The organism is Streptomyces sp. NPDC085944, assembly GCF_040686295.1.
GTDB lineage: Bacteria > Actinomycetota > Actinomycetes > Streptomycetales > Streptomycetaceae > Streptomyces > Streptomyces salinarius.
Genome location: NZ_JBFBJX010000003.1, coordinates 490,422 through 501,213 on the forward strand (window position 1 = coordinate 490,422; position 10,792 = coordinate 501,213).

The 10,792-nt window shown below is 71.9% G+C and carries 9 protein-coding genes; 6 read left to right on the forward strand and 3 right to left on the reverse strand.

Annotation, left to right across the window (positions count from 1 at the left end; genetic code table 11):
* Window positions 1-9: 9 nt before the first annotated feature.
* From AB0P07_RS08695 to AB0P07_RS08710, 4 genes are read left to right on the forward strand one after another with little or no spacing between them, the layout of a single operon-like run.
* Complete coding sequence (locus AB0P07_RS08695; RefSeq protein ID WP_365547014.1) at window positions 10-405, forward strand: DUF742 domain-containing protein; 396 nt, start codon at window positions 10-12, stop codon at window positions 403-405.
* Between the two features lie 49 nt (window positions 406-454).
* Window positions 455-1,060 carry an ATP/GTP-binding protein gene (locus AB0P07_RS08700; protein ID WP_365547015.1) on the forward strand — a complete coding sequence of 202 codons (606 nt, stop codon included), beginning with the start codon at window positions 455-457 and terminating at the stop codon, window positions 1,058-1,060.
* A 52-nt stretch (window positions 1,061-1,112) separates the two neighbouring features.
* The gene (locus tag AB0P07_RS08705; RefSeq protein WP_365547018.1) at window positions 1,113-1,922 is read left to right on the forward strand and encodes a M15 family metallopeptidase; all 810 of its coding nucleotides are present in this window, start codon (window positions 1,113-1,115) and stop codon (window positions 1,920-1,922) included.
* Between the two features lie 47 nt (window positions 1,923-1,969).
* Window positions 1,970-2,506: an NUDIX domain-containing protein gene (locus tag AB0P07_RS08710; protein ID WP_365547021.1), complete on the forward strand. Its 537-nt coding sequence runs from the start codon at window positions 1,970-1,972 to the stop codon at window positions 2,504-2,506.
* Here the strand turns inward: AB0P07_RS08710 and AB0P07_RS08715 are convergent.
* Window positions 2,497-4,854 (reverse strand): glycoside hydrolase family 31 protein, encoded by a 2,358-nt coding sequence (locus tag AB0P07_RS08715; RefSeq protein WP_365547023.1) that lies wholly within the window; start codon window positions 4,852-4,854, stop codon window positions 2,497-2,499. The two genes, AB0P07_RS08710 and AB0P07_RS08715, sit on opposite strands and share 10 nt — an antisense overlap.
* Window positions 4,855-5,066: 212 nt before the next feature.
* Here AB0P07_RS08715 and AB0P07_RS08720 point away from each other — a divergent pair, with 212 nt between their 5' ends.
* Entirely contained in the window at window positions 5,067-7,043 is a 1,977-nt protein-coding gene (locus AB0P07_RS08720; RefSeq protein ID WP_365547025.1) for an acetoacetate--CoA ligase, read from the forward strand.
* Window positions 7,044-7,161: 118 nt separating this feature from the next.
* Window positions 7,162-8,064 carry a hypothetical protein gene (locus AB0P07_RS08725; protein WP_365547028.1) on the forward strand — a complete coding sequence of 301 codons (903 nt, stop codon included), beginning with the start codon at window positions 7,162-7,164 and terminating at the stop codon, window positions 8,062-8,064.
* A gap of 74 nt (window positions 8,065-8,138) precedes the next feature.
* Here the strand turns inward: AB0P07_RS08725 and ptsP are convergent, their stop codons facing one another.
* Together ptsP and AB0P07_RS08735 are read right to left on the reverse strand one after the other, a co-directional pair.
* Window positions 8,139-9,809, reverse strand: a complete 1,671-nt coding sequence (ptsP, locus tag AB0P07_RS08730) for a phosphoenolpyruvate--protein phosphotransferase (protein ID WP_365547030.1) — start codon at window positions 9,807-9,809, stop codon at window positions 8,139-8,141.
* Between the two features lie 86 nt (window positions 9,810-9,895).
* Window positions 9,896-10,345: a PTS glucose transporter subunit IIA gene (locus tag AB0P07_RS08735; protein WP_007388211.1), complete on the reverse strand. Its 450-nt coding sequence runs from the start codon at window positions 10,343-10,345 to the stop codon at window positions 9,896-9,898.
* Between the last annotated feature and the right edge of the window lie 447 nt (window positions 10,346-10,792).

Sequence of the window (10,792 nt, forward strand, 5' to 3'; positions counted from 1 at the left end):
TGGGATGACATGAGCGCAGACGGTCAGGGAACAAACCACTGGTTCGACGACGAGGCCGGCCCCGTCGTCCGTCCGTACGCCATGACTCGCGGCCGCACCACCAGCGCGGCCCAGCACCGCCTCGACCTGATCGCGGTGGTCGTCACGGAACCCCACGCGGACGGGGCGGAGGCGGACGTCACCCTCTCCCCGGAGCACGTGGACATCGTCGGGCTGTGCCGCGGGACCCCGCAGTCGGTCGCCGAACTCGCCGCCGAACTCGACCTTCCCGTCGGAGTGGTGCGGGTGCTGGTCGGCGACCTCGTGGACAGCGAACTCGTCCACGTGAACCGGCCCGTGCCCCCGGCGGAACTGCCCGACGAGAACATCCTGCGCGACGTGATCAACGGCTTGAGGGCACTGTGAGCCGCCCCCCGGGCACGTCGGGCGGCGGCAGGTTAAGGAGAAGAGACCGATGATCTTCGGGCGTTCCCAGCGCGGCAAGCCGCCGGTCGAGCCCGTCACGCTCAAGATCCTGGTGGCCGGCGGTTTCGGCGTGGGCAAGACCACACTCGTCGGCGCGGTCAGCGAGATCAGGCCGCTGCGCACCGAGGAACTGCTCACCGAGGCCGGACGGCCCGTCGACGACGTCAGCGGCGTGGAGGGCAAGCACACCACCACCGTGGCCATGGACTTCGGCCGGATCACCCTGCGCGAGGACCTGGTGCTGTACCTCTTCGGCACACCCGGCCAGGAGCGGTTCTGGTTCATGTGGGACGAGCTGTCCGAGGGCGCCCTCGGCGCCGTCGTGCTGGCCGACACCCGGCGCCTGGAGGACTGCTTCGCCGCCGTCGACTACTTCGAGCGGCGCTCCATCCCGTTCGTGATCGGCGTCAACTGCTTCGAGGGATCGGCGCGCTACCCGGCCGAAACCGTCCGCCAGGCGCTCGATCTCGACGCGGACGTGCCCCTGGTGATGTGCGACGCGCGCGACCGGGAGTCCGTCAAGGAGGTCCTCATCGGGGTCGTCCAGCACGCGATGGCCCAGGCGTCGGACCGCCGCCGGGCCGTCACGACCTGAACGCGCCCGGCCCCTTCCCCCGCCCGCCCCACCCCTGATAGATGCAGGGAACATGACACGACTCTCCACCACCCTCCGCGGTCTGGTCACCGCCTTCGCCGCCGTGCTCGCCGTCACGGCCGTCCCCGCCACCGCGCAGGCACGGCCCGAACCGAGGGCCCCGGAGGACTTCGTGGCGCTGCGCAGCGTCGACCCGACGATCATCGAGGAGATGCGCTACGTCACCGCGCACAACTTCGTCGGCGAGCGTGTCGACGGCTACCGGCAGCCCCTGTGCATCCTCACCCGCCCCGCGGCCGAGGCCCTCCACCGCGCCCAGACCCGGCTGCTGCGCCACGGCTACTCCCTCAAGGTGTACGACTGCTACCGGCCCCAGCGCGCCGTCGACCACTTCGTCCGCTGGGCCGAGGACCTCGACGACCAGAAGATGAAGGCCGAGTTCTACCCGGAGGTCGACAAGACCCGCCTGTTCGACGACGGCTACATCGCGGAGAAGTCCGGCCACAGCCGCGGCTCGACCATGGACCTCACCCTCGTGCGGCTTCCCGCGAAGCCCACCCGCCCTTACCACCCCGGACAGACCCTGGTGTCCTGCTTCGCGCCGCAGGACGAGCGCTTCCCCGACAGCTCCGTCGACATGGGCACCGGCTACGACTGCTTCGACACCCGCTCGCACACCCTCGACCCCCGCACCCAGGGCGTCCAGCACGCCAACCGGATGCTGCTCAAGGACACCCTGGAGGACGTCGGCCTGGTGAACCTGCCCGAGGAGTGGTGGCACTTCACGTACAAGCCCGAGCCCTACCCGGACACCTACTTCGACTTCCCGGTCTCCGCGAAGTCGCTCGCCGGCCGTCGCTGACGGGCCTGCCGGAGCCGCCCCCTCCGCGATCGGATACAGTCCGCCGCGTGTCCGAAACTGAAACCTCCGTTCCCAACTCCGCGCTCGACTCCCACTGTTCGAGCTGCGGATCGCCCTACGGAGAGGGCGTCTCCGGCTGGCCCCGCAGCTGCCCCGCGTGCGGCACCGTGGCCTACCGCAACCCGCTGCCGGTCGCGGTGGCACTCCAGCCCGTGTACGACACCCAGGGCACCGCCCTGGTCGTCATCACCCGCACCGTGTCCCCCGCACGCGGGGGCGTCGCCCTGCCCGGCGGCTACGTCGACGACCGGGAGGACTGGCGGCAGGCCGTCGTCCGCGAACTCAAGGAGGAGACGGGCATCGACGCCGCGGGCCGCGACGTACGGCTCGCCGACGCCATGAGCTCGCCCGACGGCCATCTGCTGCTCTTCGGGCTGCTGCCCGAGCGGCCTGCCGAGAACCTGCCGCCCTCCGCCGCCACGGACGAGACCGAGGGATGGCACCTCCTGCGCCGGCCGGAAGAACTCGCCTTCCCGCTCCACACCCGCGCCGTACGAGCGTTCTTCGAGGGCCGCTACATCTGAGCCGACCGCTGCGCGAGCCCACGGACGCGGACCGGGCAGGACGGCTCGCTCACCCCGTCCTCGCCCGACCGCTCCACGACTACCCGCCGCCCCTCCCAGCGGGACACATACCGTTCGATCTCCGGTTCATCCCAGCCGTCGCCCGCGTCCGGCACGACCAGCCCGCCGCCGGTCCGCCCCCGCGCGGGCGCCCACACCTCCAGTTCCGGCGCGCCGTCCTCCCCGCGCACCGGAACCACCGCCCCCGCCCGCGCGAACACCGGAATCCGGGCCAACGGGGCGTCGACAACCACCCGCGCGGGCCCCTCGTACGCCCGCTCCGTCACCACGTCGTACCAGCGCCCCCGCGGCAACCGCACCGCCCGCCGGTCCGCACCCGGACGGAGCACCGGGGCCACCAGCAGACAGTCGCCCAGCAGAAAGGCGTCCTCGCAGTCCCGCAACGCCCGGTCCTCCGGCGCCGACCACCACAGGGGACGCACACAGGGAGCCCCCGTGCGCCGGGCCAGATGCACCAGCGTCACGAAGTACGGCAGCAGCCGTCTCCGCTCGACGAGCACCACGCGCGCGCGCTCCAGGACCTCGGCCCCGAAGTCCCACGGCTCCCCGTGCGTGCGCAACAGCGGCAGGTGGGCGGCCAGCTGGAGCCACCGCAGATACAGCTCCGGCGACGAAGTCCCCTCCGAGCCGCCCACATCGGTCCCCGAAAACGGCACCCCGCACAACCCGAGCCCCATCACCCGCGCCAGCGACGACCGCAGCCCCGCCCAGCCCGCCACCACCTCCCCGGACCACGTGCCGCCGTAGCGCTGCAGGCCGACCCAACCGGAACGGGAGAGGACGAACGGTCGCTCATCCGGCGTCAGCGCCCGCAGCCCCTCGTACGCGCTCCGCGCCATGCCCAGCGCGTAGACGTTGTGCGCCTCCCTGTGGTCGCCGCCCCCGCCCTCCAGCTCGTGCCGGGCCGACCGCGGCAGTGTCGGCTCCCCGAAGGCGGCGAACGAGGTGGGCTCGTCCAGGTCGTGCCAGAACCCGGCGAACCCCTGCCCGAGCCGTTCCTCGTAGAGCCCGCCCCACCACGCGCGCACACGCGCGTGCGTGAAATCCGGGAAGACCACGTCCCCGGCCCGCCCCACACCCCGGACCACCGTCCCCGCGGCGTCCGGCACGAACACTCCCCCGCGCGTCCCCGCGTCGTACACGGCGCTGCCGGGCACGGTCGCAACCGCCGGCTCGACCGCCGACACCAGCCGCACCCCCTCCCTGCGCAGTTCCTCCGCCAGCACGGGCAGCTTCGGGAACCGCTCCTCGTCGACGGTGAACGCCTGCCGGGCATCGGCGTGCCCGACACCCAGATGCACCGCGTCCAGCGGCAGGCCGCGCTCCTGGTGACCGGCCACCGCCCGCCGCACGTCCTGCTCGTCCCCGAACCCGGACCGCACGTGATGGTGCCCGAGCGCCCACGACGGCGGCAGTGCGGGCGCACCCGTCAGCGACGCCCAGGCCAGCAGCACGCGGGCGGGAGTCCCCACCATCACCCAGCACCGCAGCGGACCGCCGTCCATCCGCAGCACACTCCGCCCCGGCCGGTCGTGCCCGGACCCGGCTCCCTCCTCGCCCTCCCGCAACGTCACCGTGCCGTCCCACGAGGTGTCGTGGAACACCAGGTGCGTCCCCGCGTCCGCCACCACCATCTGCACCGGCATCGTGACCGACGCCGCGTCCACACCGCCCGCGCGGGGCAGACCGGGACCGGTGTTCCACAGGCGGTACGTGCCGTCGCGCAGCCGGGGACCCACGGACCGGCCACCGAGCCCGAAGAACCGGGCGTCGGCCGCCACCTCCGAGCGCTGCGTCCAGCGCGCCGGCCCGCCGCCGACCGGCTCCCACCAACGGGGCGGCAGCTCACGACGCAGCACCACACCCCCGGGCGTGCGGACCTCGACCGCACCGTTCCGGGACACGGCCACCGTGGCCCGCTCCGCCACCACCCGCCAGCCGCCGTCCTTGTCCGGCTCCAGCACCGCCCGGGGATCCGGTTCGGGACAGCGACCCGCCAACGCGCGGGAAGGCTCCGGCCCCGCCCCGTCCCAGCCCCAGAACACGGCGCCGTTCACCGCGACCAGGACCCGCAACTCCGACCGCCCGAACCGGAGGACACCGCCTCCCGGCCCGGACTCCACCTCCCGCAACGCTCCCGGCACCCGCGCCCGCTCCACGCCCCGCGTCGGCAGCGCCGCGGCGTCGGCACGCCGTCTGCGCCACGCCGCCCGCACCGTACGCCACCCGTGCGCCGCCCCCGCGGAACCCACCGTCTTCATCGAACGCACCAGGTCACGACCGTCCATGCCGATCACCCTGCCATCCACCACCGCGCGCGTGGGCGTCGTTCAACTGCCGTTCACCCGTGACCGGACCACATCCTCGTGCCACCAACCATGTGAGGCGCACCCTGGTGCGGAAGTCGATCACATGGCATCGTCCCTGTCAGCCGCGTCACGCGCACACCCCAGCCGTGCGCGCAGGACGCACACGACGCGCACAGTCCGGGAGCCGCCCCATGTCGACCCAGAACCCCAAGCCGCTCTGGCAGCCGGATGCACCACGCATCGCCCAGGCACGCATCACCAGGTTCCAGACCTGGGCGGCCGAGCACCACGGAGCCCCCGCCGACGGCGGGTACGCCGCGCTGCACCGCTGGTCCGTCGACGAACTGGACACCTTCTGGAAAGCCGTCACGGAGTGGTTCGACGTCCGCTTCTCGACCCCGTACACGCGCGTGCTGGGCGACCGGACGATGCCCGGCGCCCAGTGGTTCCCCGGCGCCATGCTGAACTACGCCGAACACGCCCTGCGCGCGGCCGACACCCGCCCGGACGAACCGGCCCTCCTCCACGTCGACGAGACCCACGAGCCGACCCCCGTCACCTGGGCCGAGCTGCGCCGCCAGGTCGGCTCCCTCGCCGCCGAACTGCGCTCCCTCGGTGTCCGCCCCGGTGATCGCGTCAGCGGCTACCTCCCCAACATCCCCCAGGCCGTGGTCGCCCTCCTCGCCACGGCCGCCGTGGGCGGCGTCTGGACCTCCTGCGCGCCCGACTTCGGCGCCCGCAGCGTCCTGGACCGCTTCCAGCAGGTCGAACCCGTCGTCCTGTTCACCGTCGACGGCTACCGCTACGGCGGCAAGGAGCACGACCGCCGCGACACCGTCGCCGAACTCCGCCGGGAGCTGCCCACGCTGCGCGCGGTGATCCACATCCCGCTCCTCGGCACCGAGGCCCCCGACGGCGCGCTGGACTGGCGGAGCCTGACCGCCGCGGACACGGAGCCCGAGTTCGAGCAGGTGCCCTTCGACCACCCCCTGTGGGTGCTCTACTCCTCCGGCACCACCGGCCTGCCCAAGGCCATCGTCCAGTCCCAGGGCGGCATCCTCGTCGAACACCTCAAACAGCTCGGCCTGCACTGCGACCTCGGCCCCGAGGACCGCTTCTTCTGGTACACCTCGACCGGCTGGATGATGTGGAACTTCCTCGTCTCCGGCCTGCTCACCGGCACCACGATCGTCCTGTACGACGGCAGCCCCGGCTTCCCGGCCACGGATGCCCAGTGGCGGATCGCGCAACGCACCGGAGCCACCCTCTTCGGCACCTCGGCCGCCTACGTCATGGCCTGCCGCAAGGCCGACGTCCACCCGGCCCGCGACCTGGACCTCTCCGCGATCCAGTGCGTCGCCACCACCGGCTCCCCGCTCCCGCCCGACGGCTTCCGCTGGCTGCACGACGAATTCGCCGCGAACGGCTCCGACCTGTGGATCGCCTCCGTCAGCGGCGGCACCGACGTGTGCTCGTGCTTCGCGGGCGCCGTCCCCACCCTCCCCGTCCACATCGGCGAACTCCAGGCCCCCGGTCTCGGCACCGACCTCCAGTCCTGGGACCCGAACGGCAACCCGCTCACCGACGAGGTGGGCGAGCTGGTCGTCGCCAACCCCATGCCCTCGATGCCGATCCGCTTCTGGAACGACCCCGACGGCAGCCGCTACCACGACAGCTACTTCGACACCTACCCCGGAGTCTGGCGGCACGGCGACTGGATCACCCTCACCTCCCGAGGCTCCGTCGTCATCCACGGCCGCTCCGACTCCACCCTCAACCGGCAAGGCGTCCGCATGGGCTCCGCCGACATCTACGAAGCCGTCGAGCGACTCCCCGAGATCAAAGAATCCCTCGTCATCGGCATCGAACAGCCCGACGGCGGCTACTGGATGCCCCTCTTCGTGCACCTGGCACCCGGAGCCACCCTCGACGACGCCCTCCTGGACCGCGTCAAGCAGACCATCCGCGCCAACCTCTCCCCGCGCCACGTCCCCGACGAGGTCATCGAGGTCCCCGGCATCCCGCACACCCTCACCGGCAAACGCATCGAGGTCCCGGTCAAGCGCCTCCTCCAGGGCACCCCGCTCGACAAGGCCGTCAACCCCGGCTCCATCGACAACCTCGACCTGCTCCACTTCTACGAGGACCTCGCCCGCAAGCGCTCCTGACCAGCACACCGACGAGCCGGCCGCCCCGCACGGCGGCCGGCTCCCCGCCCCCGACGCCGTTGTCAGTGCCGCCGATTACTGTGAGTGAGCATTGATCGACCGTGCACAGGGGGAAGAAATGGCGCACACCGACCAGACCGACCACACCATGCGACACGTCCTGCGACGCGAGATCGCGGGCACCATCGGCCTGCTCATCGACGAACACGACTTCCGCGCCATGCGGCGCTACCGCAGCTTCACCTTCCACGACCACGCCGCCTACCTGCGCCAGGTGGAAGCCCTGCTCAAGACAAGGGCGGCACAGGGCACCCACACCACGATCGCGCTCTTCGACCCGGAGGAGTACGCCGACTTCTGCACGGCCGCGGGCCTCGACGCCGACGCCCCCGCCAGCCGTGCCCGGTTCACCGCCGAGCTGGCCGCCCACGGCCCCACCGTGCCGTACGACGGCCAGTCCCTCGCCGACCTGCTCCCGGCCCTCGTCGACGAAGCCGTCCGCCAGGCCACCTGGGAGTACACCTCGACCCTCCTCGCCACCCTCGGCAGCTGCGCCACCTGCGGCGAGGACCTCGGCCGAGCCGCCTTCACCCGCGCCCACCGCCTCCTGCACCGGGTCCTCGAAACGGCCCCACCGGGCAGCCGGCACCTGGTCTGCAGCGTCAAGGGCCACCCGGCCGAGACCCTCCTCTCCGTCCTGCTCGTAGAGGAGGAGAGCGACGGCACCCCGCACGTCGACGAGGCCGAGGCCCTGGAGTTCACCAGCGTCCTCGCCCTCGGCCTGGCGACCCACAGCCCCGGCGGACTCGTCATGCGCATCAGCCCGACGAACGGGCCCGACCGCATCCACGGCTGGCGCCTGCGCGGCTACGGCCTCGAACCCCTCACCGCCGCCGAGGTCTTCGACGCCTACTGCACGGACGTCGAGTCCGGCGACCTCATCTCCCCGGAATCCAACGTCGACTACTGCGCACCGCCCGACCTCGGAGACGACCGCCTGCCACCGGGACACCACCACTGAAAGCGCGAGCGGGGCGCCCCACCCGAAGGTGGAACGCCCCGCACCACAGCCACGGCGGCAACCGCAGCCGGCCCCTACTCGCCGGACAGCACCGCCTGCGCGGCATTCCGTGCCTCCTCGGCACTGTCCGCAGCCCGGGCGGCAGCCGCGGCACGCTCGCACTGCGCCAGCGTGAACTTGGCCAGCGTGGCCCGCACGTAGGGCAGCGACGCCGCGCCCATCGACAGGGAGGTGACACCGAGCCCGGTCAGCACACACGCCAGCAGCGGATCCGAAGCGGCCTCACCGCAGACACCGCAGCTCTTGCCCTCGGCCTTCGCCGCCTCGGCCGACAGCGCGACCAGGTCGAGCAGCGCCGGCTGCCACGGGTCCTGCAGCCGGGACACCGCGCCCACCTGGCGGTCGGCGGCGAAGGTGTACTGCGCGAGGTCGTTCGTCCCCAGCGACAGGAACTCGACCTCCTGCAGCACCGAGCGGGCCCGCAGCGCTGCCGACGGGATCTCCACCATGGCGCCGAACTTCGCCCGCAGCCCGGCCCCGCGGCAGGCGTCCGCGAAGGCCTTGGCATCGGCCCGGTCCGCCACCATCGGAGCCATGACCTCGAGGTAGACCGGCAGCCCCTCGGCCGCCTTGGCCAGCGCGGTCAGCTGTGTGCGCAGGACGTCGGGGTGGTCGAGCAGCGTCCGCAGGCCACGCACGCCGAGCGCGGGGTTCGGCTCGTCGCCAGGGGAGAGGAAGTCCAGTGGCTTGTCGGCGCCGGCGTCGAGCACCCGCACGACGACCCGGCCCTCCGGGAACGCCTCCAGCACCTGGCGGTAGGCGGTGACCTGCTTCTCCTCCGACGGCGCGTTCTCGCTGTCGTCGAGGAAGAGGAACTCGGTCCGGAACAGACCGACGCCCTCCGCGCCCGCCTCGACCGCCGCGGGCACGTCCGCGGGACCACCGATGTTCGCCAGCAGCGGCACCTTGTGACCGTCCGAGGTCGCACCCGGTCCCGTCGCCGCGGCGAGTGCGGCCTTGCGCTCGGCGGCCTCCGCCGCCAGCCGTGCCTTCTTCTCCTCACCCGGGTTCACGAAGATCTCGCCGGTGCTGCCGTCGACGGCGACGACCGTGCCCTCGGGAAGCTCACCGGCGCCCGGGAGGGCCACCACGGCAGGCACACCGAGCGCCCGCGCGAGGATCGCGCTGTGACTGGTCGGCCCACCCTCCTCGGTGACGAAACCCAGGACGAGCGTCGGGTCGAGCAGCGCCGTGTCGGCCGGCGCCAGGTCTCGCGCGATGAGCACGTACGGCTCGTCGCTGTCCGGCACTCCCGGCATCGGCACCCCGAGCAGACGGGCGACGATACGATTCCGCACGTCGTCGAGGTCCGCCACGCGACCGGCCAGGTACTCACCGGCACCGGCCAGCAGAGCGCGATACGCCGCGAAGGCGTCGTACACGGCACGCTCGGCCGTGCTTCCGACGGTGATCCGCCGCTCGACGTCGGCCATCAGCTCGGGGTCCTGGGCCATCATGGCCTGAGCCTCGAGCACTGCCTGGGCCTCGCCCCCCGCCAGATTGCCGCGCGCCATCAGATCGGCCGCCACAGCTTCCACGGCCTTGCGGGCACGTCCCTGCTCACGCTCCGCGTCCTCGGCCGGAATCTGCTTCGCCGGCGGCTCCAGGACTGCCGTCCCCATGTGCCGGACCTCGCCGATCGCCACACCGTGGCTCACACCGACGCCTCGCAGCGTTGTCTCCATCTCACCCGTCCCGATAGTGCGGCGGGTCCCGCCGCCGCGGTGGTTGTCCTACCAGCCGTCGATGCCGCCGTGCGACGGCGTCGACGTCACTTCCAGAGGAAGAGACTCTCGCCGGCCTTCACGTCGCCGTCCTCACGGAGCTCGGTGAGCGCCTCGGCCGTGGCCTCCAGAGCCACGATCGGGCAGACCGGCGACTTCCCTGCGGCCTCTACCGCGGCCGGGTCCCAGCGCACCACGCCCTGACCACGCACGACGGTGTCGCCCTTGTTCACCAGCAGCTCGAAACCCTCGCCGTTGAGCTGCACGGTGTCGATGCCGAGATGGGTCAGCACACCGTGCCCGCTGTCGTCGACGACGACGAAGGCGTGCGGGTGCAGAGAAACGATGACGCCGTCCACGGGAGCGACCGCCTCGGAGGGCTCCCGCACGGGATCGATGGCCGTGCCCGGGCCGACCATGGCCCCGGAGAAGACGGGATCGGGCACGGCGGCCAGGCCGATGGCGCGTCCTGCGAGCGGGGACGAGACGGTGGTCATGGGAAGCCTCCCAGGGCGGAGATCTGTACGGGCCGTCACTGCTTGTCCCGGACGGCACACTGAGCAGCAGGGTATGTCATAGGAAGTACCGGTTCCGCATGAGTCTTACCAATAGAGGTCTAGACCACACTCGCCACGGATTTGCACCCGTTCGGCGGCCGCGTGTACAGTCGTCACTCCTGCCTGAGGTTGAGTGGTGCGAAGCGACGCGTCCTCGCCCCGGCAGTACCCAACTCATCAGATCCTATCTCTGGATCGCCTCCTGCCTGTCCGCAGGACGGTGGTCAGAGGGACCGGAAAAGCCTGATAGTGTTGGAAACACCGAAGGGAAGCGCCCGGAGGAAAGCCCGAGAGGGTGAGTACAAAGGAAGCGTCCGTTCCTTGAGAACTCAACAGCGTGCCAAAAGTCAACGCCAGATATGTTGATACCCCGACCTGATCGGTTCG

Coding starts and splice junctions, on each gene's coding strand:
- AB0P07_RS08695 (WP_365547014.1), top strand. CDS start 10: ATGAGCGCAGACGGTCAGGGAACAAACCACTGGTTCGACGACGAGGCC.
- AB0P07_RS08700 (WP_365547015.1), top strand. CDS start 455: ATGATCTTCGGGCGTTCCCAGCGCGGCAAGCCGCCGGTCGAGCCCGTC.
- AB0P07_RS08705 (WP_365547018.1), top strand. CDS start 1,113: ATGACACGACTCTCCACCACCCTCCGCGGTCTGGTCACCGCCTTCGCC.
- AB0P07_RS08715 (WP_365547023.1), bottom strand. CDS start 4,854: ATGGACGGTCGTGACCTGGTGCGTTCGATGAAGACGGTGGGTTCCGCG.
- AB0P07_RS08720 (WP_365547025.1), top strand. CDS start 5,067: ATGTCGACCCAGAACCCCAAGCCGCTCTGGCAGCCGGATGCACCACGC.
- AB0P07_RS08725 (WP_365547028.1), top strand. CDS start 7,162: ATGGCGCACACCGACCAGACCGACCACACCATGCGACACGTCCTGCGA.
- ptsP (WP_365547030.1), bottom strand. CDS start 9,809: ATGGAGACAACGCTGCGAGGCGTCGGTGTGAGCCACGGTGTGGCGATC.
- AB0P07_RS08735 (WP_007388211.1), bottom strand. CDS start 10,345: ATGACCACCGTCTCGTCCCCGCTCGCAGGACGCGCCATCGGCCTGGCC.